This window comes from Erwinia sp. V90_4 (genome assembly GCF_029967685.1).
GTDB classification, from domain to species: domain Bacteria; phylum Pseudomonadota; class Gammaproteobacteria; order Enterobacterales; family Enterobacteriaceae; genus Erwinia; species Erwinia aphidicola.
The window spans coordinates 1-24804 of sequence record NZ_JASCAQ010000068.1 but is presented as its reverse complement, the minus strand read 5'-3'; the positions used below and the strand labels follow the sequence as shown (position 1 = coordinate 24804).

Sequence of the window (24804 nt, the reverse complement as noted above, 5' to 3'; positions counted from 1 at the left end):
CGGGGCATTTTTTTCTGAGGAATCAACATGGACGCTGCTATTAATCTCTGGCCGCTATTGGGCATTGCTGCCATCGTCGTCGGCTTTATTTTACGTTTCAACCCGGTCATTGTCGTGGTCGCCGCCGGCGTGATCACCGGACTGACCGCACAGATGCCGGTTAGCGACATCCTGGAAAAGCTGGGCTCCGGCTTCCTGAATACCCGTAACCTGCCGTTTATCCTGCTGCTGCCGCTGGCGGTTGTTGGCTTGCTGGAGCGCCACGGGCTGAAGGAGAGGGCGCAGGCATGGATTGCGCGGATACGCAGCGCCACTGCCGGACGTCTGTTAATTGTCTATCTGCTGGCGCGTGAGCTGACGGCCGCCATGGGGCTGACCAGCCTCGGCGGGCACCCGCAGATGGTGCGTCCGCTGCTGGCACCGATGGCCGAAGGCGCCAGCGAGAACCGCTATGGCGAGCTGCCGCCTCCGGTGCGCTACCGCCTGCGGGCAATGGCGGCGGCAACGGATAACGTTGGCCTGTTCTTCGGTGAGGATATCTTCGTGGCATTCGGCGCGATTATCTTTATGCACAACTTTATGCAGGAATCGGCGGGTATTCAGACCGAACCGCTGCATATTGCCCTGTGGGGTATTCCGACCGCGGTCTGTGCTTTCCTGATCCATGCGGTGCGCCTGCATCGTCTGGATAAAAAACTGGCGGCTGAACTGGGTAAATTAAATGCCAGTGCCTTACAGCAGAAGGGGGCTAAATAATGTTCCAGCAGGCTTATCTCTTCTGGCTGGCAGGCACTATTCTGCTGATCGTGGCGCTGATGTCATGGCGTGATAACAGTAATCCACGCCGCTTAACTACCGGGCTGTTTTGGGCGCTGTACGGCCTGGTTTTCTTTATCGGCGACTGGGCAACGGCCTGGATCGGCGCACGCACCCTGCATATTGGTGTGGGCGTGGGTGTGGTGGTGATGGCGCTGATAGCCGGCTGCGGCGGCGTCAGGCTGGGCAGCTACTCTACCCGCACGCCGCAGCAGCGCGAAGAGAGCGCGAGTCGCCTCGGCAATCGCCTGTTTTTACCGGCGCTGGTTATTCCCGTGGTCACGGTGATTGGCGTGCTGGCGTTCAATAACATTCCTGGCCTGCAGCTGGCAGTGTTCGGCGCGGGGAATCACTCGACGCTGGTGACACTGCTATCGATGTCGGTTGGCTGCCTGCTGGCGTGGCTGATCGCGCTGAAGATGACGCATGAAGCACCGGCACAGTCTTTACAGGAAGCCCGCCGCCTGCTGGACTCGATCGGCTGGGCGTTTATCCTGCCGCAGATTCTGGCGACCCTCGGATTACTGTTTACCAGCGCGGGGGTGGGGTCGGCGATTTCTCATCTGACCGAAAGCTATCTGGCGGTTGATAACCGCTTCATCGCCGTGGTGCTGTATACCGTGGGTATGGCGCTGCTGACGATGGTGATGGGCAATGCCTTTGCCGCATTCCCGATAGTGACTGCCGGCATCGGCATTCCGATTCTGGTGCTGCAGCATCATGGCAATCCGGCGGTTATGGCGGCGATTGGCATGTTCTGCGGTTACTGCGGCACGTTAATGACGCCGATGGCAGCGAATTTCAACATTGTTCCGGCGCGCCTGCTGGAGCTGCCGGACCGAAATGCGGTGATCAAAGCTCAGATCCCAACCGGTGTGCTACTGTTAGTGGCCAATACCTTCCTGCTCTATTTCCTGATGTTTTTGTGAGGGAACGATGAAAACTGTATTGATTACCGGCTTTGAACCCTTCGATGGCGAGCTGTTAAACCCGGCCTGGGAGGCAGTCAGCCAACTGAGCGACCGGATGATTGGCTCGACCAAAGTGGTCGCCAGACAGCTACCCTGCGTGTTCGGTACTGCGATAGATGAGATCACCCGCATTATTGATGAGCTGAAACCCGAACTGGTGATTGCGGTGGGGCAGGCGGGCGGCAGAGCCGATATCAGCGTGGAGCGCGTCGCGATCAACGTGAATGATGCCCGCATTCCCGACAACGCCGGGGCGCAGCCGGTTGATGAACCTATCGAGCCGCAGGGACCGGCTGCCTATTTTGCCACGCTGCCGGTAAAAGCGATGGTGGCGGGTATTCGCGAGGCGGGGATCCCCGCTTCGGTCTCGCAGACCGCGGGCACCTATGTCTGTAACAACGTGATGTATGGCCTGCTGCACCACCTGCGGCGCCGTAAAACTCGCGGCGGCTTTATCCACATTCCCTATCTGCCGGAACAGGCGATAAAGCACCCTGGCGTACCCAGCATGTCGCTGACCACGGTAACGCTGGCGCTGGAGATGGCCATCGGTATTGCGCTGACGGTGAAAGAGGATATCCCTCTCGAGGGCGGCGCCACACATTAATTCGCAGGGAGGAGAGCATGCCAGAGGGTCCTGAAATCCGCCGCGCGGCGGATCGGCTGGAACAGGCGATTAAGGGCAAGGTGTTAACCGACGTCTGGTTCGCCTTTCCGGCATTGCAAACTTATCAGCAGGCGCTGGTGGGTGAACGGGTCATCGCAATCGAAACCCGTGGCAAAGCGCTGCTAACTCATTTCTCAAACGGGCTTACGCTGTACAGCCATAATCAGCTGTACGGCGTCTGGCGCGTGGTGGATAGCGGTACTGAACCTGCCAGCAAGCGCGTATTGCGGGTGAGACTGGCGGCAGCGGATAAAACCCTGCTGCTCTATAGCGCTTCGGAAATTGAGCTGCTGGATGCAGACGGGTTGGCCAGCCATCCGTTTTTGCAGCGCGTCGGGCCGGACGTGTTAGATATGACCCTGACAGAAGCACAGGTGCGCGAGCGTTTATTATCAAAGCGTTTTCGCCGACGTCAGTTCAGCGGGCTGTTGCTGGACCAGTCATTTTTGGCCGGGCTGGGAAACTACCTGCGGGTGGAAATTCTTTGGCAGGCCGCGCTGGCGCCGCAGCATAAAGCGGAAACGCTTAATGATGCTCAGTTAAATGCGCTGGTTAAGGCACTGCTGGCGCTCCCGCGACTCTCTTACCAGACGCGCGGACAGGCGGATGAGAATCATCATCACGGCGCTCTGTTTCGCTTTAAGGTGTTTCATCGGGAAGGGAGGGCGTGCGAGCGCTGTGGTGCCATCATTGAACGCACCACGCTGTCGTCGCGGCCGTTTTACTGGTGTCCGGGCTGTCAGAAATGAAAAAATAAGGGCCGATCAAAAACGATCGGCCCCTACGTCAATCTACTCTGTTACTGTGGGGCGGACTCTCTTTTTCGGTCCGCCCGCAAATTACTTCTTAATATTCGACGTAAAATCGCGCTGATCGTAGCCAGTATACAACTGGCGCGGACGGGCAATTTTCACGCCGTCGTCATGCATCTCTTTCCAGTGTGCAATCCAGCCCACGGTACGCGCCATCGCGAAGATCACGGTAAACATGGAAGACGGAATGCCCATCGCTTTCAGAATGATGCCTGAATAGAAATCGACGTTTGGATAGAGTTTACGTTCGATGAAGTACGGGTCGTTCAGCGCAATGTGTTCCAGCTCCATCGCCACTTCCAGCAGGTCATCTTTCATCCCCAGCTCATTCAGCACTTCATGGCAGGTTTCACGCATGACGGTGGCGCGCGGGTCATAGTTCTTATACACGCGGTGACCGAAGCCCATCAGACGGAACGAATCGTTCTTATCTTTGGCGCGGCGCAGGAACTCAGGAATATGCTCAACGGTGCTGATCTCTTCCAGCATGCGCAGACAGGCTTCGTTGGCGCCGCCGTGTGCGGGTCCCCACAGGGAGGCGATCCCTGCCGCGATACAGGCAAACGGGTTAGCCCCGGAAGAGCCGGCAGTACGCACGGTAGAGGTGGAAGCATTCTGCTCATGGTCAGCGTGCAGGATCAGAATACGATCCATCGCACGCTCCAGCACCGGGTTCACCACGTACTCTTCGCACGGCGTGGAGAACATCATGTTCAGGAAGTTACCGGCATAGGAGAGGTCGTTGCGCGGATAAACAAACGGCTGACCAATGGAATATTTGTAGCACATCGCGGCCATGGTCGGCATTTTCGACAGCAGGCGGAAAGCGGCGATTTCACGATGGCGCTCAATGTTGACGTCCATCGCATCATGGTAGAATGCTGCCAGTGCACCGGTTACACCGCACATCACGGCCATTGGGTGTGAATCACGACGGAAACCACGGAACAGATGGTGAATCTGCTCGTGCAGCATCGTATGGCGCGTCACCGTGGTCTTAAATTCTTCGAACTGCTCTGCGCTTGGGGCTTCGCCATTCAACAGGATGTAGCACACTTCCAGGTAGTTGGAGTGCAAAGCCAGCTGATCAATCGGAAAGCCACGGTGTAGCAGAATGCCTTCATCGCCGTCGATATAGGTGATTTTAGATTCGCAGGACGCAGTAGAGGTAAAGCCGGGGTCAAAAGTGAAGTAACCTTTTGAGCCGAGAGTGCGGACATCAATTTCTTCCTGACCCAATGTGCCTTTTAGCACATTAAGCTCAATAGGAGCTTCGCCATCGAGGGTTAGCGTTGCTTTTTTATCAGCCATTTTACAGTCTCCTTAGCGCCTTATATAGGGATCGTAATCAACAGAATGCGGCATTTCCCCAGCCTCTTGCCTGGCGCATGAGGTAATCAACTCTGTGGCATCTTTTTACGTGCAGGGTACAGAGTGACGGCGCGTGCTGGCCGGAGTGGCGCAATTCTGATGTGTAACATGGTCGTTCATCGGTGCGGTATGGCTATAACAAAAAGTGATAACCAATCCTGATAGTCTATTGATGATCCTGACCAATGTTACATAACTTGTGCTTAGGGGAAAGTGTATCCCCATAACTTTTGTGCATCATAGAACTTTTATCCGTCCGTTTGTAACAAGAATGTTGAACTTTTGTCAAATCAGATAATTAAAATTGTATCAATTGTGAAAATCGTGAGGCCGATCACTGTTCCGCCGAAATGTTCCCAAAGTGTTTGTAGGGGAATTGTAATGAGAATGTGATCCACCTATACTGCCGCCAGGTCTCCGGAAATACCCTGCAGTAGGAGCCACCCAGCGTTTCATACGCGTCGTTTTTGACACTGGACGTTCGTTGTTGTTTTGGTGCCTGGCGCGAATGCTTGCCTTATTAACGCTGTCTGACCCGCCTTCAGGACCGGAGGAAGCAAAATAAGAAAGGCTGTGTGGGCAAAACCGTGAAAAAACAAAGACCTGTCAACTTGGATCTCACTACGATCCGGTTTCCCTTAACTGCAATTGCGTCCATTCTCCACCGCGTCTCCGGCGTGATCACCTTCGTGGCGATCGGGATTCTGCTCTGGCTACTGGGTCTGTCGCTCTCTTCACCCGAAGGCTTCCTGCAGGCATCTGCCGTGATGGACAGCTTTATCGCTAAATTCATTATGTGGGGCATCTTAACCGCACTGGCGTATCATATCGCCGGCGGCATTCGCCATATGATGATGGACTTTGGCTTCCTGGGTGAAACCTTGCAAACTGGCAAGCTCTCCGCGCAAATTGCATTCGGTATCACTGTCGTGCTCTCAATCCTGGCTGGAGTCCTCGTATGGTAAGCAACGCTTCTGCACTGGGTCGCAACGGCATTCATGACTGGTTGCTGCTGCGTGCTGCCGCCATGGTTATGACCCTGTATGTGCTGTATATCCTCGGTTTTATTGTGATGTCTGGGACCCTGACCTATGACATCTGGCGCGGATTTTTTGCATCCTCCTTTACTAAAGTGTTCACCCTTCTGACGCTGTTCTCCATTTTGGTGCACGGCTGGATCGGCATGTGGCAGGTACTGACCGACTACATTAAACCACTGGCGATGCGCATGATGCTGCAGCTGGTGATTGTGGTTGCGCTGTTGGTATATGCGATTTATGGAACTGTAGTAGTGTGGGGTGCGTAATGAAGTTGCCAGTAAGAGAATTTGATGCCGTAGTAATCGGCGCAGGCGGCGCAGGTATGCGCGCCGCGTTACAAATTTCCCAATCGGGCCAGAGCTGTGCCCTGTTGTCTAAAGTTTTCCCAACCCGTTCCCATACCGTGTCTGCGCAGGGTGGTATCACCGTTGCCTTGGGTAATACCCATGATGACAACTGGGAATGGCACATGTACGACACGGTGAAAGGTTCCGACTATATCGGCGACCAGGATGCGATTGAGTATATGTGTAAAACCGGCCCGGAAGCGGTGACCGAATTGGAACATATGGGGCTGCCATTTTCTCGTCTGGAAGATGGCCGCATCTATCAGCGTCCGTTCGGCGGTCAGTCGAAAAACTTCGGCGGTGAACAGGCGGCACGTACTGCCGCTGCCGCTGACCGTACCGGGCATGCTCTGCTGCATACGCTGTATCAGCAGAATCTGAAGAACAAAACCACTATCTTCTCCGAATGGTATGCGCTGGATCTGGTGAAAAATGCCGATGGCGCTATTGTCGGCTGCACTGCGCTGAATATTGAAGATGGTGAAGTCGTCTACTTTAAAGCGCGAGCCACTGTTCTCGCAACCGGCGGAGCCGGGCGTATTTATCAGTCGACCACTAACGCCCATATCTGTACCGGCGATGGTGTCGGCATGGCGCTGCGAGCCGGTGTGCCGGTGCAGGACATGGAAATGTGGCAGTTCCACCCAACCGGCATTGCCGGGGCGGGTGTACTGGTAACGGAAGGCTGTCGTGGTGAAGGCGGATATCTGCTGAATAAACACGGCGAGCGCTTTATGGAGCGTTACGCACCGAATGCCAAAGACCTCGCCGGTCGCGATGTGGTCGCGCGCTCAATGATGATCGAGATCCGCGAAGGGCGCGGCTGCGAGGGACCTTGGGGGCCACACATCAAACTGAAGCTGGATCACCTGGGCAAAGATGTCCTGGAGTCCCGCCTACCGGGTATTCTGGAGCTGTCCCGCACCTTTGCTCACGTTGATCCGGTAAAAGAGCCGATTCCGGTCATTCCTACCTGCCACTATATGATGGGCGGTATTCCAACACGCGTGACTGGCCAGGCGTTAACCGTTAACGACAAAGGCGAAGATGTGCTGATCCCGGGCCTGTTCGCCGTGGGTGAAATTGCCTGCGTGTCCGTGCACGGTTCAAATCGACTGGGCGGAAACTCGCTGCTGGATCTGGTGGTATTTGGTCGTGCGGCCGGTGTGCATTTGCAAGAGTCGATTGCCGAACAGGGCGAACTGCGCGATGCCACCGAAGAAGAGGTCGAAGCTTCTCTGGCACGTCTCAACCGCTGGAACAACAACGTGACCGGTGAAGATCCGGCTGAACTGCGTAAAGCGTTGCAAACCTGTATGCAGCATAACTTCTCGGTATTCCGCGAAGGCGATGCCATGGCAAAAGGGCTGGCAGAGCTGAAAGTGCTGCGTGAGCGCCTGAAGAATGCCCGCCTGGATGACCGTTCTCCAGATTTCAATACTCAGCGTGTTGAGTGTCTGGAGTTGGATAACCTGATGGAAACGGCTTACGCAACCGCAGTTGCAGCTAACTTCCGTACCGAAAGCCGTGGGGCACACAGCCGCTTCGACTATCCTGAACGTGACGATGCAAACTGGTTATGCCACAGCCTGTATCTGCCGCAAAGTGAAAGCATGACGCGCCGTGAGGTGAACATGCAGCCGAAACTGCGTGCGGCCTTCCCGCCGAAAGCGCGTACATACTAGTTTGCGGAGATAATCATGAGACTCGAATTTTCCATCTATCGCTATAACCCGGAAGTCGACGATGCTCCGCGTATGCAGGAATATACGCTGGAGTCAGAAGACGGCCGTGACATGATGCTGCTGGACGCGCTGATGCGTCTGAAAGAGAAAGACCCGACGTTAGCCTTCCGCCGCTCCTGCCGTGAAGGAGTGTGTGGTTCCGACGGTATCAACATGAACGGTAAAAATGGTCTTGCCTGTATTACCCCCGTCTCTGCATTGGGCAATGGTAAACAGAAGATTGTCATCCGCCCGCTGCCCGGTTTACCGGTAATCCGCGATTTGGTGGTAGACATGGGGCAATTCTATACTCAATATGAGAAAATTAAGCCTTACCTGTTGAATAATGGGCAGAATCCACCAGCAAGGGAGCATCTGCAGGAGCCAGAACAGCGTGAAAAGCTCGATGGCCTGTACGAATGTATTCTTTGCGCCTGCTGCTCCACCTCATGCCCGTCATTCTGGTGGAATCCGGACAAATTTATTGGTCCGGCAGGCCTGCTGGCCGCTTACCGTTTCCTGATTGACAGCCGCGACACCGAAACCGATGCGCGCCTCGACAATCTGAATGATGCTTTCAGCGTTTTCCGCTGTCACAGCATTATGAACTGTGTAAGCGTATGTCCGAAAGGGCTGAACCCAACGCGTGCGATCGGCCATATTAAGTCGATGCTGCTGCAGCGGGGCGCATAGCGTTAAATACCGGGAGCCTCAGGTTCCCGGTGTTTTACCAGGCGATCTTTGTAAGGTGTTTTCGGTGCTGTAACCCTGCCGGAAACCCTTTGCAAAGGTTCCCTTACGGGCCTTTCGCTCGTATCGAAGAACCGTACCACGGTAAGCCGTTAACGCGGCGGGGACTTGCAAAGGTTCCACTAATACAACCACGGCGAAAAAAAAAGCACACATATGCTTAAGGGATCACAATGCAGAACAGCGCGATGAAACCCTGGCTGGACTCCACCTGGCTGGCCGGCGCGAACCAGTCCTACATAGAGCAGCTCTATGAGGACTTTTTAACCGATCCTGACTCTGTCGATGATGCCTGGAAGACCCTTTTCCAGCAGCTTCCTGGCACTGGGGTTAGACCTGAGCAATTTCACTCCACCACGCGCGAATATTTCCGCCGTCTGGCGAAAGATGCCTCGCGCTATACGGCCTCCGTTAGCGACCCTGAAACCAATGCCAAACAGGTTAAGGTACTGCAGCTGATAAACGCGTTCCGATTCCGCGGTCATCAGCAGGCAAACCTCGATCCGCTTGGCCTGTGGAAACAGGAAGATGTTCCGGATCTCGATCCAGCCTATCACGGCCTGAGCGATGCAGATTTCCAGGAGAGTTTTAACGTCGGGTCCTTCGCCATTGGCAAAGAGACGCTAAAACTGGCGGACCTGTATGCTGCACTGAAACAGACCTATTGCGGTTCGATCGGTGCGGAGTACATGCACATCACCAACACGGAAGAAAAGCGCTGGATCCAACAGCGTCTGGAATCCGTAGTGGGGCAGGCCTCTTACTCTGTTGAAGAGAAAAAAGGCTTCCTCAAACAGCTGACCGCAGCAGAAGGTCTGGAGCGTTACCTCGGGGCGAAATTCCCGGGTGCCAAACGCTTCTCACTGGAAGGTGGCGATGCGCTGGTGCCAATGCTCAATGAGATGATCCGCCATGCCGGTAAGAGCGGCACGCGCGAAGTGGTGCTGGGTATGGCGCACCGTGGTCGTCTGAACGTACTGATCAACGTGCTGGGCAAAAAGCCTCAGGACCTGTTCGACGAATTCTCCGGCAAGCATAAAGAGCACCTCGGCACCGGCGACGTGAAGTACCATATGGGCTTCTCTTCGGATGTGGAAACCGAAGGCGGCATGGTTCACCTGGCGCTGGCGTTTAACCCGTCGCATCTGGAGATCGTCAGCCCGGTAGTGATGGGATCGGTACGCGCCCGTCTTGACCGTCTGGATGAACCGAGCAGCAATAAAGTATTACCGATTACCATTCACGGCGATGCCGCGGTAATCGGGCAGGGCGTGGTGCAGGAAACCCTGAACATGTCCCAGGCGCGCGGCTATGAAGTGGGCGGTACCGTGCGTATCGTGATCAATAACCAAATTGGTTTCACCACCTCAAACCCGAAAGATGCCCGCTCTACGCAGTACTGTACTGATATTGGTAAAATGGTGCTGGCACCTATCTTCCACGTCAATGCCGACGACCCGGAAGCGGTGGCCTTTGTTACCCGCCTGGCGTTGGATTTCCGTAACACCTTTAAACGCGATGTGTTTATCGATCTGGTCTGCTATCGCCGTCACGGTCACAACGAAGCTGATGAGCCAAGCGCCACGCAGCCGGTGATGTACCAGAAAATCAAGAAGCACCCGACACCGCGTAAAATCTATGCTGACAAGCTGGAAGCTGAAAAAGTCGCCAGCCTGGAAGATGCCACGGAAATGGTCAACCTGTACCGTGATGCGCTGGATGCCGGTGAGTGCGTTGTGCCGGAATGGCGCCCGATGAGCCTGCACTCCTTTACATGGTCGCCTTATCTGAACCATGACTGGGATGAAGGTTATCCTGAAACCATCGAACTGAAGCGCCTGCAGGAACTGGCTAAGCGCATCAGTACGGTGCCGGAAGCGGTGGAAATGCAGTCGCGCGTTGCCAAGATTTACCATGACCGTGCAGAGATGGCGGCCGGCAACAAAATGTTCGACTGGGGCGCTGCAGAAAACCTCGCTTATGCCACGCTGGTTGATGAAGGCATTCCATGCCGTCTCTCCGGTGAGGATATGGGGCGCGGAACCTTCTTCCACCGTCATGCCGTCATCCACAATCAGGCTAACGGCTCGACTTACACGCCGTTGCAGCACGTTCATAACGGTCAGGGCATCTTCAAAGTCTGGGACTCCGTCCTGTCGGAAGAAGCCGTGCTGGCATTTGAATATGGTTATGCGACTGCGGAACCGCGCACCCTGACTATTTGGGAAGCGCAGTTCGGTGACTTCGCCAACGGTGCTCAGGTGGTTATCGACCAGTTCATCAGCTCTGGCGAACAGAAATGGGGCCGTATGTGTGGCCTGGTGATGCTGCTGCCGCATGGTTACGAAGGCCAGGGTCCGGAACACTCTTCCGCACGCCTTGAGCGTTATCTGCAGCTTTGCGCCGAGCAGAACATGCAGGTTTGCGTGCCTTCAACGCCAGCACAGGTTTACCACATGCTGCGCCGTCAGGCTCTGCGCGGCATGCGCCGTCCGCTGGTGGTGATGTCACCGAAGTCACTGTTACGTCATCCACAGGCAGTATCTTCACTGGAAGAGCTGGCCAATGGTGCGTTCCAGACGGCAATTGGTGAGATCGACGACCTTGATCCTCAGGGCGTGAAACGCGTTGTGCTGTGCTCCGGTAAGGTCTACTACGACCTGCTTGACAAGCGCCGCAAAAATGAACAAACCAACGTCGCCATCGTGCGTATTGAGCAGCTCTATCCGTTCCCGCATAAAGCGGTGCAGGATGTGCTGCAACAGTATTCCCACGTGCATGACTTTGTCTGGTGTCAGGAAGAGCCACTGAACCAGGGTGCCTGGTATTGCAGCCAGCACCATTTCCGCGAAGTCGTGCCGTTTGGGGCTTCATTACGTTATGCCGGTCGTCCTGCATCTGCATCACCGGCAGTAGGCTATATGTCCGTTCACCAGACGCAGCAGCAAGATCTGGTTAATGACGCGCTGAACGTTGAATAATTAAGGATAAATAATGAGTAGCGTAGATATCGTTGTTCCTGACCTGCCTGAATCCGTCGCCGATGCCAGCGTGGCAACCTGGCATAAAAAGCCCGGCGACAGCGTTAAGCGTGATGAAGTGCTGGTAGAAATTGAAACCGATAAAGTGGTGCTGGAAGTTCCTGCACCTGCGGATGGTGTGCTGGAAGCGATTCTGGAAGAAGAAGGCGCGACCGTGCTTTCTCGCCAGGCGCTGGGTCGCCTGAAAGAAGGCAACAGCGGCGGTAAAGAGACCTCAGCTAAAGCAGAAAGCAATGATTCTACTCCGGCACAGCGCCAGACTGCTTCGCTGGAAGAAGAGAGCAATGACGCACTGAGCCCGGCGATCCGTCGCCTGATTGCTGAGCACAGCCTTGATGCCGCAGCCATTAAAGGCACGGGTGTCGGTGGCCGAATCACGCGTGAAGACGTGGAAAAACATCTGGCTAAGGCACCTGCGAAAGCGGAAGAACCTAAAGCGGCACCTGCTGCTGCTGCTCCAGCAACTTCACTCGGCAACCGTAGCGAAAAACGCGTTCCGATGACGCGCCTGCGCAAACGCGTCGCTGAACGTCTGCTGGAAGCGAAGAACAGCACTGCCATGCTGACCACCTTCAACGAAGTGAACATGCAGCCAATCATGTCACTGCGTAAGCAGTACGGTGAAGCGTTCGAGAAACGTCATGGTGTGCGTCTGGGCTTTATGTCCTTCTACATCAAAGCGGTGGTTGAAGCGCTGAAGCGTTACCCGGAAGTGAATGCCTCCATTGATGGCGAAGATGTGGTTTACCACAACTACTTCGACGTTAGCATCGCGGTTTCCACGCCGCGCGGCCTGGTGACGCCAGTGCTGAAAGATGTTGATGCGCTGAGCATGGCGGATATTGAGAAGAAAATTAAAGAGCTGGCGGTGAAAGGGCGCGACGGTAAGCTGACCGTTGACGAACTGACCGGCGGTAATTTCACCATCACCAACGGTGGTGTGTTCGGCTCGCTGATGTCTACCCCGATCATCAACCCACCGCAGAGCGCGATCCTTGGCATGCACGCCATTAAAGATCGTCCAATGGCGGTGAATGGTCAGGTGGTGATCCAGCCAATGATGTATCTGGCACTTTCTTACGATCACCGTCTGATCGATGGCCGCGAATCTGTCGGTTATCTGGTCGCAATCAAAGAACTGCTGGAAGATCCACAGCGTCTGCTGCTGGATGTCTAACCCCCTGGGCACGGCCTTGCGCCGTGCCCAACCCTATGTGTAGCCACAACGTGGCTAAGTCTTTTCAGACCTGAATGGATAGAACATCATGAACTTACACGAATATCAGGCAAAACAGTTGTTTGCACGGTATGGCTTACCGGCACCAACCGGTTATGCCTGCACCACGCCACGCGAAGCAGAAGAAGCCGCCTCTAAAATTGGTGCCGGCCCGTGGGTAGTGAAATGTCAGGTTCATGCCGGTGGCCGTGGTAAAGCGGGCGGTGTGAAAGTGGTAAATAGTAAAGAAGACATCCGCGCATTCGCTGAAAACTGGCTGGGCAAACGTCTGGTGACCTACCAGACAGACGCACATGGTCAGCCGGTTAACCAGATTCTGGTTGAATCTGCGACCGACATCGACCAGGAGCTGTACCTGGGCGCGGTAGTCGACCGTGGCACGCGTCGTGTGGTGTTTATGGCCTCTACTGAGGGCGGCGTAGAAATTGAGAAAGTCGCGGAAGAAACCCCGCACCTGATCCATAAAATGGCGCTGGACCCGCTGACTGGACCACAGCCCTATCAGGGCCGTGAGCTGGCGTTCAAACTGGGTCTGACCGGTAAGCAGGTTGGCCAGTTCACCAAGATCTTCATGGGTCTGGCAACGCTGTTCCTGGAGCGTGACCTGGCACTGGTTGAGATCAACCCGCTGGTCATCACCAAGCAGGGCGATCTGGTCTGCCTGGACGGTAAACTGACTGCCGACGGCAACGCACTTTTCCGCCAGCCTGAGCTGCGCGAAATGCGTGACCCAAGCCAGGAAGACTCACGCGAAGCACACGCAGCGCAGTGGGAACTGAACTATGTGGCACTGGAAGGTAACATCGGCTGCATGGTAAACGGCGCCGGTCTGGCAATGGGCACCATGGACATCGTGAAGCTGAGCGGTGGCCAGCCAGCTAACTTCCTGGACGTTGGCGGCGGCGCAACCAAAGAGCGCGTCACCGAAGCGTTCAAAATCATCCTGTCTGACGACGCGGTGAAAGCCGTATTCGTTAACATCTTCGGCGGCATCGTACGCTGCGACCTGATTGCTGACGGTATTATTGGCGCGGTCGCTGAAGTGGGCGTGAACGTCCCGGTAGTGGTCCGTCTGGAAGGTAACAATGCCGAGTTGGGTGCCAAAAAACTGGCAGACAGCGGCCTGAATATTATTGCAGCAACCAGCCTGAGTGACGCGGCGCAGCGCGTTGTTGCCGCAGCGGAGGGTAAATAATGTCTATTTTGATCGATAAAAACACCAAAGTTATCTGCCAGGGCTTCACCGGTGGGCAGGGTACTTTCCACTCCGAGCAGGCATTAGCTTATGGTACTCAGCTGGTTGGCGGTGTCACCCCAGGCAAAGGCGGTACTGAGCACCTCGGTCTGCCGGTATTCAACACCGTACGCGAAGCCGTAGAAGCCACGGGGGCAACTGCCTCTGTGATCTATGTTCCTGCTCCGTTCTGCAAAGACGGTATCCTGGAAGCTATCGATGCAGGCATCAAGCTGATCATCACCATCACTGAAGGTATTCCAACGCTGGATATGCTGACGGTAAAAGTGAAGCTGGATGAAGCTGGCGTGCGTATGATCGGTCCAAACTGCCCGGGTGTTATCACCCCAGGCGAGTGCAAAATCGGCATCATGCCAGGTCACATCCACCAGCCGGGCCGTATCGGTATCGTTTCCCGCTCTGGTACGCTGACATATGAAGCCGTTAAGCAGACTACAGATATTGGCTACGGCCAGTCTACCTGCGTGGGTATCGGTGGTGACCCGATTCCGGGCTCTAACTTTATCGATATCCTGAAGCTGTTCCAGGACGACCCACAGACTGAAGCGATTGTGATGATCGGTGAGATCGGTGGTAGCGCAGAAGAAGAAGCGGCTGCGTTTATCAAAGAGTACGTCACCAAGCCGGTTGTCGGTTACATTGCAGGCGTGACCGCGCCTAAAGGTAAGCGTATGGGCCATGCGGGTGCAATTATTGCAGGCGGTAAAGGGACAGCTGATGAGAAGTTTGCTGCCCTGGAAGCGGCAGGCGTGAAAACCGTGCGCAGCCTGGCTGACATCGGCGACGCGGTGAAAGCGGTTCTGCCTCAGTAAGCACGCTGTGCAATACAGCAAAAAAAGCCACCTGCGGGTGGCTTTTTTATCTTCTTATGCCACACTTTTATCAGCTTGAGATTTAACTTTATTTTTTATCCCTCCATCAGGTAAAAATCATTTAACCTAAAATAAGCACGATCTTGTGTTTATATTTAACGCCCATCTGGAAAGCGCATACAATAACTTAACATCTCCTTTTTGCTACCATATTAATGCCAGTCATTATCTTAATCTGGATCAAGAAAAGCAGTTTTATTTATCGTCTTTATTGCTGGAAAGTGTCTTAGCTTTTAGTTTAAATTGCGCTGTATCAATTTGGCGGGTTTACCTATACCGCTCAGCAAATTGATGTGAAAAGGGAAAAATAATACTGTCGTCACAAAACCGCTTTAAAGTTGTGTGTATAAAGGCGTACAATAGTAAAACCTCTAAAATTAGCGTGTTTAAGCCGTTGGTAACCTTTAGTCGTCAGGCTAAGGCGTCGCGCCCTGCGTCGAAAACTACCATGGGATAAAATTTCATTTGTTGGAGATTTCGTCGAGAATAACTGAGTGTTTTACTCGGGTATTATTCAGCGCGATCTGCTAGCGGAGCAAGGAGTCGAAATGTTGGATATTGTCGAACTGTCGCGATTACAGTTTGCCTTGACTGCCATGTATCATTTCCTGTTTGTGCCATTAACGCTGGGTATGGCGTTTTTACTGGCAATCATGGAAACCGTATATGTTCTGTCCGGCAAACAGATCTATAAAGATATGACCAAATTCTGGGGCAAGTTATTTGGTATTAACTTTGCTCTGGGCGTCGCCACCGGACTTACCATGGAGTTTCAGTTCGGCACCAACTGGTCTTACTACTCTCACTATGTCGGGGATATCTTCGGTGCTCCGCTCGCCATTGAAGGTTTAATGGCGTTCTTCCTTGAATCCACCTTTGTCGGGCTATTCTTCTTCGGCTGGGATCGTCTGGGTAAAGTACAGCATATGGCTGTGACCTGGCTGGTGGCATTAGGCTCAAACCTTTCTGCGCTGTGGATTCTGGTGGCAAATGGCTGGATGCAAAACCCGGTTGCCTCCGATTTCAATTTCGAAACCATGCGCATGGAGATGATCAGCTTCTCTGAACTGGTCCTCAACCCCGTTGCTCAGGTTAAATTCGTTCACACCGTGGCGGCAGGCTATACCTGCGGTGCGATGTTTATCCTTGGGGTCAGCTCCTACTATCTTCTGCGCGGGCGCGATATGGCCTTTGCCAAACGCTCCTTTGCCATTGCCGCCAGCTTTGGCATGGCCGCTATCCTCTCCGTCATCGTGCTGGGTGATGAGTCAGGCTACGAAGTCGGTGACGTGCAGAAAACCAAACTGGCGGCTATTGAAGCCGAATGGGAAACCCAGCCAGCCCCGGCGGCGTTTACCCTGTTTGGTATTCCCGATCAGGAAGCACAGCGCAATAACTATGCTATTCAGATCCCCTGGGCGCTGGGCTTAATTGCCACTCGCTCCGTGGATAAGCAGGTGACCGGCCTGAAAGAGCTGATGAGCGAGCACGAAGTGCGTATTCGTAACGGCATGAAGGCTTATCAGCTGCTGCAGCAGCTTCGCACCGGCAATCAGGATCCTGCCGTACGTGCTGAATTCAACGCGGCCAAGAAGGACCTCGGTTACGGGCTGTTGCTGAAACGCTATACGCCGAACGTGGCGGATGCCAGCGAAGCACAAATCCAGCAGGCCACTAAAGATTCGATTCCTGCCGTGGCGCCGCTCTACTTCTCATTCCGCATTATGGTGCTGTGTGGCGTACTGATGCTGTTGATTATCGGCCTGTCGTTCTGGTCGGTGATCCGCAATCGCATCGGCAAGTGCCCGCTGCTACTTAAATGCGCGCTATACGGTATTCCGTTACCGTGGATCGCCATTGAGTCAGGCTGGTTTGTTGCTGAATACGGCCGCCAGCCGTGGGCCATCGGTGAAGTGCTGCCAACCGCCGTGGCGAACTCGTCACTGACCATTGGCGATCTGCTGTTCTCCATCGGACTGATTTGCGGTCTGTACACGCTATTCCTGGTCGCTGAAATGTATCTGATGTTCAAGTTTGCGCGCCTTGGCCCAAGCAGCTTGAAAACCGGGCGCTATCACTTTGAACAGTCCGCCACTGCGCCGCAGCCGGTTCGATAAGACAGGAGTGCACACATGTTAACTTATGAACTAATGCGTTTTATCTGGTGGCTGCTGATTGGCATCCTGTGTATCGGATTCGCCATCACCGATGGTTTCGATATGGGGGTGGGGGTGCTGTCGCGCATTCTCGGCCGTACCGATACCGAACGCCGCATCATGATCAACAGTATCGCCCCGCACTGGGACGGCAACCAGGTTTGGCTGATCACTGCCGGCGGTGCACTGTTTGCCGCCTGGCCTACCGTTTATGCGGCGGCCTTCTCCGGCTTCTACGTGGCGATGATCCTGGTGCTGGCCTCGCTGTTCTTCCGTCCGGTCGGTTTTGACTACCGCTCGAAAATAGAAGATCCGCGCTGGCGTGGAATGTGGGACTGGGCAATCTTTATTGGCAGCTTTGTACCACCGCTGGTGATCGGGGTGGCGTTCGGTAACCTGCTGCAGGGCGTGCCTTTCCATATTGATACTGACCTGCGCCTGTTCTACACCGGCAACTTCTTCCAGCTGCTTAACCCGTTTGGCCTGCTGGCAGGTATCGTTAGCCTGATGATGTTCCTGACTCAGGGGGCAACTTATCTGCAGATGCGTACCGTGGGTGAGCTGCACCTGCGCGCGCGCATTACCGCGCAGATCTGTGCGCTGGTGATGATGGTGTGCTTTGTGCTGGCAGGCATCTGGGTCGTTTACGGGATTGATGGTTACGTGGTGACCTCGGTACTGGATCATAACGGCCCGTCCAACCCGCTGGTGAAAGAAGTGAGTCAGCAGGCGGGTGCCTGGATGGTGAATTTCAATAATGCACCGATTCTCTGGAGCATTCCGGCGCTGGGCGTGGTGCTGCCGCTGCTGACCATTATGTGTTCGTGGCTGGAGAAAGGGGCGTGGGCATTTGTCTTCTCTTCCCTAACCATGGCCTGCGTGATCCTGACTGCGGGGGTAGCGATGTTCCCGTTCGTGATGCCTTCCAGCACCGTACCTAACGTCAGCCTGACGATGTGGGATGCCACGTCGACGCTGCTGACCCTGAAAGTGATGACCGTGGCAGCCATTATCTTTGTGCCAATCATCCTGGCTTATACAACCTGGTGTTACTACAAAATGTTCGGTCGCCTGACCAAAGAGCATATTGAAGGTAACAGCAATTCTCTCTATTAACAGAAGGAGCGTCATCATGTGGTATTTTGCCTGGATCCTCGGCACGCTGCTGGCCTGTGCCTTCGGTATTATTACAGCCCTGGCGTTAGAGCAGGCTGAAGCGGCAAGCGCTGAAGAGAAATCGTAATGGGGGAGGGCATCGCTCGTCTTTATCAACTGATGGATAAGGGCCCGTTACGGGCGCTGTCCCTGGTGGCGGCGTTGCTGCTGGCGGGCTGCATGTTTTGGGACCCGTCACGCTTCGCAGCCAACAGCAGCGAGCTGACAATCTGGCAGGGGTTACTGCTGATGTGGGCGGTGTGTGCCGGGGTGATCCACGGTGTCGGATTCCGCCCCCAGCGTCTGCGCTGGCGTGGGTTATTTGCGCCACTGCCCGCGCTGCTGATATTGCTGAGCGGGGTCGGATTTTTCTTCCTTTAAGCATGCCATGGGCCAGGTTTCTCTGGCCCATAATTTTTCCCGCTAAATTCCACTTCATTCCCGCCTTCGCCAATCTTTTTTTACCTGCTTTTTTGTCAATCATTGTTTAACAAATATGCTGAAATCAGTGAAGTTGTTACCGCCGGATAATTATTTTCGTAACCCTCTGGCAATCCATTCCCAAGCAGTTAGCTCTTGCGTATAGTAGCAACGTTTTCCTGTACCAATGATTAGCATTACCGGGATGTAGAGTGAGTACAACGCTGTTTCGATGGCCGGTGCGTGTCTATTACGAAGATACCGACGCCGGTGGTGTGGTTTACCATGCCAGCTATGTCGCTTTTTATGAACGGGCACGGACTGAAATGTTGCGCCAGCACCATTTCAATCAGCAGGCTTTGCTGGAACAGCAGGTCGGCTTTGTCGTGCGTCGTATCACGGTCGATTACCTTGCAGCTGCCCGTCTCGATGATATGCTCGACGTGCAGAGCGAGGTCATTGCCATGAGCAGAACGACCATGACATTCGCACAACGCATCGTTAATGCAGAAGGCCGTGTGCTCAATGAAGCAGAAGTCCTTATTGCCTGCATCAATCCACATCTAATGAAGCCGATAGCGCTTCCCAAGTCTATTGTCGCGGAGTTCAAGCAGTGACTGACATGAACATTCTTGATTTGTTCCTGAAGGCGAGCCTTCTGGTCAAACTTATCATGTTGATTTTGATCGGGTTTTCTATCGCCTCCTGGGCCGTTATCATTCAGCGTACCCGTATTCTGAATGCTGCCACGCGTGATGCGGATGCCTTCGAAGATAAGTTCTGGTCTGGTATCGAGCTGTCTCGTCTCTATCAGGAAAGCCAGGCCCGTCGCGATGAGCTGGGCGGTTCTGAGCAGATTTTCTACGCAGGCTTTAAAGAGTTTGCCCGTCTGCATCGTGCCAACAATCACGCGCCGGAAGCGGTGGTAGAAGGCGCGACGCGCGCTATGCGCATCTCCATGAACCGTGAACTGGAAGCGCTTGAAAACCACATTCCTTTCCTTGGCACCGTCGGTTCAATCAGTCCATATATCGGCCTGTTTGGTACGGTGTGGGGGATCATGCATGCCTTTATCGCGCTGGGCGCGGTGAAGCAGGCCACCTTGCAAATGGTGGCACCGGGTATCGCTGAAGCACTGATCGCCACGGCGATTGGTCTGTTTGCAGCCATCCCGGCGGTTATGGCCTATAACCGCCTGAGCCAGCGTGTTAACAAGCTGGAGCAGAACTACGATAACTTCATGGAAGAGTTCACGGCTATCCTGCATCGTCAGGCATTCTCAAGCGACGTCAGCAAGTAAGTCGGAGGTTAGCATGGCCAGAAAACGTGGTCGCGGTGGTCGCCGCGAAGTTAAGTCCGAGATAAATATCGTACCGCTGCTGGACGTGCTGCTGGTGCTGCTGCTGATTTTCATGGCAACGGCGCCGATCATCACCCAGAGCGTGGAAGTCGATCTGCCGGACGCAACGGATTCTAAGACCGTCTCCAGCGATGATAACCCTCCGGTGATCGTCGAAGTTTCCGGAGTCGGGCAGTACAGCCTGGTGGTTGATCACGATCGGATGGAGCAGCTGCCACCGGAACAGGTGGTTGCCGAGGCGCAGCGTCGCATCACGGCTAACCCGAAAACCGTGTTCCTGATTGGCGGAGCCAAAGAAGTGCCTTATGACGAGATCATCAAGGCGCTCAACTTGCTGCATCAGGCCGGCGTTAAGTCTGTCGGATTAATGACGCAGCCGATTTAATTCATTCGAACCGTTTTTGGGAACCGAGAGTGTCGAAGGCAACCGAGCAAGACGAAAAGTTAAAACGTGCCATAACCGTATCAGTCATTTTGCACATCATTTTGATTGCACTACTGGTATGGAGCTCGTTTGACGAAAACATCGACGCCAGCGGCGGCGGTGGCGGTAGCGATATTGATGCAGTGATGGTCGATTCTGGCGCGGTGGTAGAACAGTACAATCGTCAGCAAAATCAGCAGAGCGAAAGCAAACGTGCCGAGCAGCAGCGCCAGAAACAGGCGCAGCAGCAGGCGGAAGAGCTGCAGCAAAAGCAGGCTGCTGAACAGAAGCAGCTAAAGCAGATGGAGAAAGAGCGTCTGCAGGCGCAGGAAGAAGCCAAACAGCAGGCCGCACAACAGGCGGCTGAGCAGAAACAGGCAGCGGACGCGGCGAAGCAGGCTCAACAAGAGCAAAAACAGGCAGAAGCCGCCGCGGCAAAAGCGAAAGCCGATGCCAAAGCTCAGGCAGATGCCCAGGCGAAATCTGCGGCTGACGCCCAGAAAAAAGCGGCAGAAGAGGCTAAAAAAGCCGCTGCTGATGCGAAGAAACAAGCTGAGGCCGAAGCGAAGCAGGCCGCAGCAGAAGCCGCTAAAGAGAAAGCCGTGGCCGATGCGAAAGCCAAGGCGACCGCGGAAGCCAAAGCGAAAGCAGCGGCGGATGCGAAAGCAGCCCAGGAAGCGAAACAGCAGGCTGCTGCCGATGCGAAAGCCAAAGCCGCAGAAGAGGCGAAAGAGAAAGCCGCTGCTGCTGCGAAAGAAAAAGCCGAGGCCGCGGCCAAAGCCAAAGCTGATGCTGCCGCTCAGGCAAAAGCTGACGCTGCGGCGAAAGCCAAAGCCGATGCCGCCGCCAAGAAGAAAGCCGCAGCGGAAGCCGCGAAAGAGTCTGGTGATGTCGGTGACCTGCTGGGTGACCTGACTTCAGGTAAAAATGCGCCGAAGTCCGGTAAAGCTGCCGGAGGCGGTGGGGCTGCAGGGCAGGGCAACCAGAAAACTGCAGGGGCATCTGGCGCGGAGATTAATGGTTATCTGGGGCAAATTACAGCTGCCATTCAGAGCAAGTTCTACGACGCGAGTACTTATGCCGGTAAAACCTGCGATCTGCGAATTAAGCTAGCTCCGGATGGTATGTTGATCAGTGTTCAGTCTGAAGGTGGTGACCCGGCACTTTGCCAGGCGGCCATAGCGGCAGCTAAGCAGGCTCGCATTCCTAAACCCCCTTCGCAGGCGGTTTATGAGGTGTTCAAAAACGCCCCGATGCGTTTCAAGCCACAATAATTCGGTAATAAGCGGCATGTTGAACTATGTTCACCATGTCGTACTCTTAGGTTTGTTGATTACAAGGCTATTTACCACGGGTGCTATGTCCGGGTAAGGGAGAAATAATGAAGCAGGCATTTCGTGTAGCGCTGAGCGTTTTAATGCTGTTTGTCGCGGTTGCGCATGCAGAAGTTCGCATTGAAATTACTCAGGGTGTGAACACCGCGCGTCCTATCGGCGTTGTGCCGTTTAAGTGGGACGGCCCGGGTGCAGCACCGGAAGATATTGGTGGCATCGTTGCTGCCGACTTACGTAACAGCGGTAAATTTAACCCAATCGATCGTTCACGTTTACCACAGCAGCCTACCTCTGCTGCCGAAGTGCAGCCCGCTGCATGGACCGCGCTGGGTATTGATGCGGTGGTTGTGGGCCAGGTTCAGCCGGGCGCTGACGGTAGCTATACCGTCTCTTACCAGCTGGTCGACACCTCGGGTAACCCTGGTGCGGTACTGGCGCAAAACCAGTTCAAAGTCACCAAGCAGTGGCTGCGCTACGCCGCACACACCGCCAGTGATGAGAGCTTTGAAAAGCTGACCGGCATTAAAGGTGCATTCCGTACGCGTATTGCTTACGTGGTGCAGACCAACGGCGGCCAGTTCCCGTATGAACTGCGCGTTTCCGACTACGACGGCTACAACCAGTTTGTGGTTCACCGTTCACCGCAGCCATTGATGTCCCCTGCCTGGTCTCCAGACGGGAGTAAAGTGGCTTATGTGACCTTTGAAAGCGGTAAGTCTGCGCTGGTGATTCAGACGCTGGCTAACGGTGCAATTAAACAGGTAGCCTCATTCCCGCGTCACAACGGTGCGCCTGCATTCTCACCCGATGGTTCTAAGCTGGCATTCGCACTGTCGAAAACCGGCAGTCTGAATCTCTACGTGATGAACCTGGGTTCAGGCCAGATCACTCAGGTGACCGACGGTCGTTACAACAGCACTGAACCGACCTGGTTCCCGGACAGCCAGACTCTGGCCTATACCTCCGACCAGGCCGGTCGTCCGCAAATTTATAAAATTGGTGTTAACGGCGGCACGCCGCAGCGCATTACCTGGGAAGGCGGTCAAAACCAGGATGGCGACGTAAGCACTGATGGCAAATCAATGGTGATGGTCAGCACCAACAGCGGCGCTCAACACGTCGCTCGACAAGATCTGGTAACGGGAGCCGTTCAACAATTAACGGACACGTTCCTGGATGAGACGCCAAGTCTCGCACCTAACGGCACGATGGTAATCTATAGCTCTACTCAGGGGATGGGTTCCGTATTGCAGTTGGTTTCGACGGATGGGCGTTTCAAAGCGCGTCTTCCGGCAACCGATGGACAGGTCAAATTTCCTGCCTGGTCGCCGTATCTGTGATGCATGTGTAAATATGTATGGCAAACTATAATAGGAATTAAATAATGCAACTGAACAAAGTGCTGAAAGGCTTACTGCTGGCACTGCCAGTAATCGCAGTGGCTGCATGTAGCTCTCACAAGAACAACAACAATGACCAGACCAACGGTATGGGCATGGGTGACGGTTCTAACAGCGGCATGAACAGCGGTAACATGTCTTCTGACGAGCAGGCACGTCTGCAGATGCAAGAACTGCAGAAAAACAACATCGTTTACTTCGGTCTGGACAAGTTTGACATCCAGTCAGAATTCGCTCAGATGCTGGATGCACACGCAAACTTCCTGCGTAGCAACCCATCTTACAAAGTGACCGTAGAAGGTCATGCGGATGAGCGCGGTACTCCTGAGTACAACATTTCACTGGGCGAGCGTCGTGCTACTGCTGTGAAAATGTACCTGCAGGGTAAAGGCGTTTCTGCTGACCAGATCTCTATCGTTTCTTACGGTAAAGAAAAACCTGCAGTACTGGGTCACGACGAATCAGCTTATGCTAAAAACCGTCGTGCAGTACTGGTTTACTAAGAGAATCACATGATTAGTAGCTTCAGAACTCACCTGTTGAGTCTGTCGTTACTGATTGGCGTAGCGGCCCCCTGGGCCGCTAATGCCCAGGCAACAATCAGTAACGTTGGCTCTGGCTCGGTTGAAGACCGCGTCACCACTCTTGAGCGTATTTCTAATGCTCAGGCACAGCTCCTCCAGCAGCTTCAGCAGCAACTTTCCGCTAACCAAAATGATATTGACCAGTTACGTGGTCAGATCCAGGAAAACAGCTATCAGCTGAACCAGGTTGTGGAACGTCAGAAAGGCCTTTACCAGCAGATCGACAGTCTGAGCAGCGGTGGCGCAAATGCTAACGCAGCAGCAGCTGGCGGCGATGCTGCGGCAGGCAATAGCGGTGCGTCAGGTAGCGACGCGGCGGCGGCTCCTGCCGCCGCTGCTGCTGCGCCTGTGCAAAGCGGTGATGCCAACACCGACTACAATGCCGCAGTGGCACTGGTGCTGGAGAAAAAGCAGTACGATCAGGCGATCGCCGCTTTTCAGGCCTTTGTGAAGAAGTATCCGGATTCCACCTTCCAGCCGAATGCCAATTACTGGCTGGGACAGTTGAATTACAACAAAGGTAAAAAAGACGACGCGGCCTATTATTTTGCCACCGTAGTAAAAAATTACCCTAAATCACCGAAGAGTGGCGATGCGCTGCTGAAGGTGGGGGTGATCATGCAGGAAAAAGGCGACAAGGCAAAAGCCAAAGCGGTGTATCAGCAGGTGGTAAAACTTTACCCTAATACTGATGCAGCGAAACAGGCGCAAAAACGTTCGGCCGCTCTTTAATTTGCGCCATCTGGCCAGATTTCGCCTGAATTCTGGTCTTACCGCGTGAAAGCTAAGCAGTTGAACAGCTTAACCTGAAATAGTGGTTGCGCTGGAAATTCAAATCAGTAATATATGCCGCCGTTGCCGGGGGATATGTTAAGAGACGCCAGCAGCACAAAAGTGGGTCGTTAGCTCAGTTGGTAGAGCAGTTGACTTTTAATCAATTGGTCGCAGGTTCGAATCCTGCACGACCCACCACTATTAAGTTTTAAGCGGTGTAAACCGTGCTTTAAAGTTTCGATATGGGTGATTAGCTCAGTTGGTAGAGCATCTCCTTTACACGGAGGGGGTCGG

At 54.3% G+C, this 24804-nt stretch carries 24 protein-coding genes and 1 tRNA gene; 24 read left to right on the top strand and 1 reads right to left on the bottom strand.

Annotation, left to right across the window (positions count from 1 at the left end; translation table 11 throughout):
- Window positions 1-27 precede the first annotated feature (27 nt).
- Genes QLG07_RS22330 through nei form a run of 4 tightly spaced genes read left to right on the top strand, consistent with a single transcriptional unit; the run spans window position 28 to window position 3203 of the window.
- On the top strand, window positions 28-756 hold the full coding sequence (locus QLG07_RS22330; protein WP_282470179.1) for a DUF969 domain-containing protein: 729 nt from the start codon (window positions 28-30) through the stop codon (window positions 754-756).
- Complete coding sequence (locus QLG07_RS22325) at window positions 756-1745, top strand: DUF979 domain-containing protein (protein WP_282470178.1); 990 nt, start codon at window positions 756-758, stop codon at window positions 1743-1745. The genes QLG07_RS22330 and QLG07_RS22325 overlap by 1 nt, the downstream gene beginning before the upstream one ends.
- 7 nt (window positions 1746-1752) lie before the next feature.
- Window positions 1753-2394, top strand: a complete 642-nt coding sequence (gene pcp, locus QLG07_RS22320; protein ID WP_048916732.1) for a pyroglutamyl-peptidase I — start codon at window positions 1753-1755, stop codon at window positions 2392-2394.
- Window positions 2395-2411: 17 nt separating this feature from the next.
- Window positions 2412-3203, top strand: coding sequence for an endonuclease VIII (gene nei / locus QLG07_RS22315; RefSeq protein WP_282470177.1), 792 nt, complete (start codon window positions 2412-2414; stop codon window positions 3201-3203).
- 90 nt (window positions 3204-3293) lie between these two features.
- Here the strand turns inward: nei and QLG07_RS22310 are convergent, their stop codons facing one another.
- The gene (locus QLG07_RS22310; protein WP_048916730.1) at window positions 3294-4577 is read right to left on the bottom strand and encodes a citrate synthase; all 1284 of its coding nucleotides are present in this window, start codon (window positions 4575-4577) and stop codon (window positions 3294-3296) included.
- A 635-nt stretch (window positions 4578-5212) separates the two neighbouring features.
- Here QLG07_RS22310 and sdhC point away from each other — a divergent pair.
- The 20 genes from sdhC to QLG07_RS22210 all read left to right on the top strand — a co-directional run bounded on the left by sdhC (window position 5213) and on the right by QLG07_RS22210 (window position 24708).
- Window positions 5213-5602 (top strand): succinate dehydrogenase cytochrome b556 subunit, encoded by a 390-nt coding sequence (sdhC, locus tag QLG07_RS22305; RefSeq protein ID WP_048916728.1) that lies wholly within the window; start codon window positions 5213-5215, stop codon window positions 5600-5602.
- Entirely contained in the window at window positions 5596-5943 is a 348-nt protein-coding gene (gene sdhD, locus QLG07_RS22300; protein ID WP_048916727.1) for a succinate dehydrogenase membrane anchor subunit, read from the top strand. Before sdhC ends, sdhD begins: the two co-directional genes overlap by 7 nt.
- Window positions 5943-7709 carry a succinate dehydrogenase flavoprotein subunit gene (sdhA, locus tag QLG07_RS22295; RefSeq protein WP_099753588.1) on the top strand — a complete coding sequence of 589 codons (1767 nt, stop codon included), beginning with the start codon at window positions 5943-5945 and terminating at the stop codon, window positions 7707-7709. The genes sdhD and sdhA overlap by 1 nt, the downstream gene beginning before the upstream one ends.
- Window positions 7710-7724: 15 nt before the next feature.
- The gene (locus QLG07_RS22290) at window positions 7725-8441 is read left to right on the top strand and encodes a succinate dehydrogenase iron-sulfur subunit (protein ID WP_048916725.1); all 717 of its coding nucleotides are present in this window, start codon (window positions 7725-7727) and stop codon (window positions 8439-8441) included.
- A gap of 230 nt (window positions 8442-8671) precedes the next feature.
- The gene (sucA, locus tag QLG07_RS22285; protein WP_282470176.1) at window positions 8672-11479 is read left to right on the top strand and encodes a 2-oxoglutarate dehydrogenase E1 component; all 2808 of its coding nucleotides are present in this window, start codon (window positions 8672-8674) and stop codon (window positions 11477-11479) included.
- A gap of 13 nt (window positions 11480-11492) precedes the next feature.
- Window positions 11493-12716 carry a 2-oxoglutarate dehydrogenase complex dihydrolipoyllysine-residue succinyltransferase gene (gene odhB, locus QLG07_RS22280; RefSeq protein WP_048916723.1) on the top strand — a complete coding sequence of 408 codons (1224 nt, stop codon included), beginning with the start codon at window positions 11493-11495 and terminating at the stop codon, window positions 12714-12716.
- A gap of 88 nt (window positions 12717-12804) precedes the next feature.
- Window positions 12805-13971, top strand: coding sequence for an ADP-forming succinate--CoA ligase subunit beta (gene sucC / locus QLG07_RS22275; RefSeq protein ID WP_048916722.1), 1167 nt, complete (start codon window positions 12805-12807; stop codon window positions 13969-13971).
- Complete coding sequence (sucD, locus tag QLG07_RS22270) at window positions 13971-14843, top strand: succinate--CoA ligase subunit alpha (RefSeq protein ID WP_048916721.1); 873 nt, start codon at window positions 13971-13973, stop codon at window positions 14841-14843. The genes sucC and sucD overlap by 1 nt, the downstream gene beginning before the upstream one ends.
- A 608-nt stretch (window positions 14844-15451) precedes the next feature.
- Window positions 15452-17020 (top strand): cytochrome ubiquinol oxidase subunit I, encoded by a 1569-nt coding sequence (gene cydA, locus QLG07_RS22265; protein ID WP_099753589.1) that lies wholly within the window; start codon window positions 15452-15454, stop codon window positions 17018-17020.
- Between the two features lie 15 nt (window positions 17021-17035).
- A complete protein-coding gene (gene cydB, locus QLG07_RS22260) occupies window positions 17036-18175 on the top strand; it encodes a cytochrome d ubiquinol oxidase subunit II (protein ID WP_282470175.1) in 1140 nt (379 codons plus the stop codon).
- A 16-nt stretch (window positions 18176-18191) separates the two neighbouring features.
- Complete coding sequence (gene cydX / locus QLG07_RS22255; protein ID WP_099753591.1) at window positions 18192-18302, top strand: cytochrome bd-I oxidase subunit CydX; 111 nt, start codon at window positions 18192-18194, stop codon at window positions 18300-18302.
- Window positions 18302-18595 (top strand): cyd operon protein YbgE, encoded by a 294-nt coding sequence (ybgE, locus tag QLG07_RS22250; protein WP_048916718.1) that lies wholly within the window; start codon window positions 18302-18304, stop codon window positions 18593-18595. Before cydX ends, ybgE begins: the two co-directional genes overlap by 1 nt.
- 251 nt (window positions 18596-18846) lie before the next feature.
- Window positions 18847-19251: a tol-pal system-associated acyl-CoA thioesterase gene (gene ybgC, locus QLG07_RS22245; protein WP_048916717.1), complete on the top strand. Its 405-nt coding sequence runs from the start codon at window positions 18847-18849 to the stop codon at window positions 19249-19251.
- Between the two features lie 5 nt (window positions 19252-19256).
- Window positions 19257-19934 carry a Tol-Pal system protein TolQ gene (tolQ, locus tag QLG07_RS22240; RefSeq protein ID WP_180276721.1) on the top strand — a complete coding sequence of 226 codons (678 nt, stop codon included), beginning with the start codon at window positions 19257-19259 and terminating at the stop codon, window positions 19932-19934.
- 13 nt (window positions 19935-19947) lie between these two features.
- A complete protein-coding gene (gene tolR, locus QLG07_RS22235; RefSeq protein WP_048916715.1) occupies window positions 19948-20379 on the top strand; it encodes a colicin uptake protein TolR in 432 nt (143 codons plus the stop codon).
- 29 nt (window positions 20380-20408) lie between these two features.
- Window positions 20409-21692: a cell envelope integrity protein TolA gene (gene tolA, locus QLG07_RS22230; protein WP_099753592.1), complete on the top strand. Its 1284-nt coding sequence runs from the start codon at window positions 20409-20411 to the stop codon at window positions 21690-21692.
- Between the two features lie 107 nt (window positions 21693-21799).
- Window positions 21800-23092, top strand: coding sequence for a Tol-Pal system beta propeller repeat protein TolB (tolB, locus tag QLG07_RS22225; protein WP_048916712.1), 1293 nt, complete (start codon window positions 21800-21802; stop codon window positions 23090-23092).
- Window positions 23093-23136: 44 nt separating this feature from the next.
- Window positions 23137-23655 (top strand): peptidoglycan-associated lipoprotein Pal, encoded by a 519-nt coding sequence (gene pal, locus QLG07_RS22220; protein ID WP_048916711.1) that lies wholly within the window; start codon window positions 23137-23139, stop codon window positions 23653-23655.
- A 9-nt stretch (window positions 23656-23664) separates the two neighbouring features.
- Window positions 23665-24468: a cell division protein CpoB gene (gene cpoB / locus QLG07_RS22215; RefSeq protein ID WP_133624159.1), complete on the top strand. Its 804-nt coding sequence runs from the start codon at window positions 23665-23667 to the stop codon at window positions 24466-24468.
- A gap of 164 nt (window positions 24469-24632) precedes the next feature.
- Window positions 24633-24708 (top strand) — tRNA-Lys (locus tag QLG07_RS22210).
- Window positions 24709-24804 lie beyond the last annotated feature (96 nt).

Bases quoted from the DNA above. Each gene is read 5' to 3' on its own strand.
- QLG07_RS22330 (WP_282470179.1), top strand. From the start codon at position 28: ATGGACGCTGCTATTAATCTCTGGCCGCTATTGGGCATTGCTGCCATC.
- QLG07_RS22325 (WP_282470178.1), top strand. From the start codon at position 756: ATGTTCCAGCAGGCTTATCTCTTCTGGCTGGCAGGCACTATTCTGCTG.
- pcp (WP_048916732.1), top strand. From the start codon at position 1,753: ATGAAAACTGTATTGATTACCGGCTTTGAACCCTTCGATGGCGAGCTG.
- nei (WP_282470177.1), top strand. From the start codon at position 2,412: ATGCCAGAGGGTCCTGAAATCCGCCGCGCGGCGGATCGGCTGGAACAG.
- QLG07_RS22310 (WP_048916730.1), bottom strand. From the start codon at position 4,577: ATGGCTGATAAAAAAGCAACGCTAACCCTCGATGGCGAAGCTCCTATT.
- sdhD (WP_048916727.1), top strand. From the start codon at position 5,596: ATGGTAAGCAACGCTTCTGCACTGGGTCGCAACGGCATTCATGACTGG.
- sdhA (WP_099753588.1), top strand. From the start codon at position 5,943: ATGAAGTTGCCAGTAAGAGAATTTGATGCCGTAGTAATCGGCGCAGGC.
- QLG07_RS22290 (WP_048916725.1), top strand. From the start codon at position 7,725: ATGAGACTCGAATTTTCCATCTATCGCTATAACCCGGAAGTCGACGAT.
- sucA (WP_282470176.1), top strand. From the start codon at position 8,672: ATGCAGAACAGCGCGATGAAACCCTGGCTGGACTCCACCTGGCTGGCC.
- odhB (WP_048916723.1), top strand. From the start codon at position 11,493: ATGAGTAGCGTAGATATCGTTGTTCCTGACCTGCCTGAATCCGTCGCC.
- sucC (WP_048916722.1), top strand. From the start codon at position 12,805: ATGAACTTACACGAATATCAGGCAAAACAGTTGTTTGCACGGTATGGC.
- sucD (WP_048916721.1), top strand. From the start codon at position 13,971: ATGTCTATTTTGATCGATAAAAACACCAAAGTTATCTGCCAGGGCTTC.
- cydA (WP_099753589.1), top strand. From the start codon at position 15,452: ATGTTGGATATTGTCGAACTGTCGCGATTACAGTTTGCCTTGACTGCC.
- cydB (WP_282470175.1), top strand. From the start codon at position 17,036: ATGTTAACTTATGAACTAATGCGTTTTATCTGGTGGCTGCTGATTGGC.
- cydX (WP_099753591.1), top strand. From the start codon at position 18,192: ATGTGGTATTTTGCCTGGATCCTCGGCACGCTGCTGGCCTGTGCCTTC.
- ybgE (WP_048916718.1), top strand. From the start codon at position 18,302: ATGGGGGAGGGCATCGCTCGTCTTTATCAACTGATGGATAAGGGCCCG.
- tolQ (WP_180276721.1), top strand. From the start codon at position 19,257: ATGAACATTCTTGATTTGTTCCTGAAGGCGAGCCTTCTGGTCAAACTT.
- tolR (WP_048916715.1), top strand. From the start codon at position 19,948: ATGGCCAGAAAACGTGGTCGCGGTGGTCGCCGCGAAGTTAAGTCCGAG.
- tolB (WP_048916712.1), top strand. From the start codon at position 21,800: ATGAAGCAGGCATTTCGTGTAGCGCTGAGCGTTTTAATGCTGTTTGTC.
- pal (WP_048916711.1), top strand. From the start codon at position 23,137: ATGCAACTGAACAAAGTGCTGAAAGGCTTACTGCTGGCACTGCCAGTA.
- cpoB (WP_133624159.1), top strand. From the start codon at position 23,665: ATGATTAGTAGCTTCAGAACTCACCTGTTGAGTCTGTCGTTACTGATT.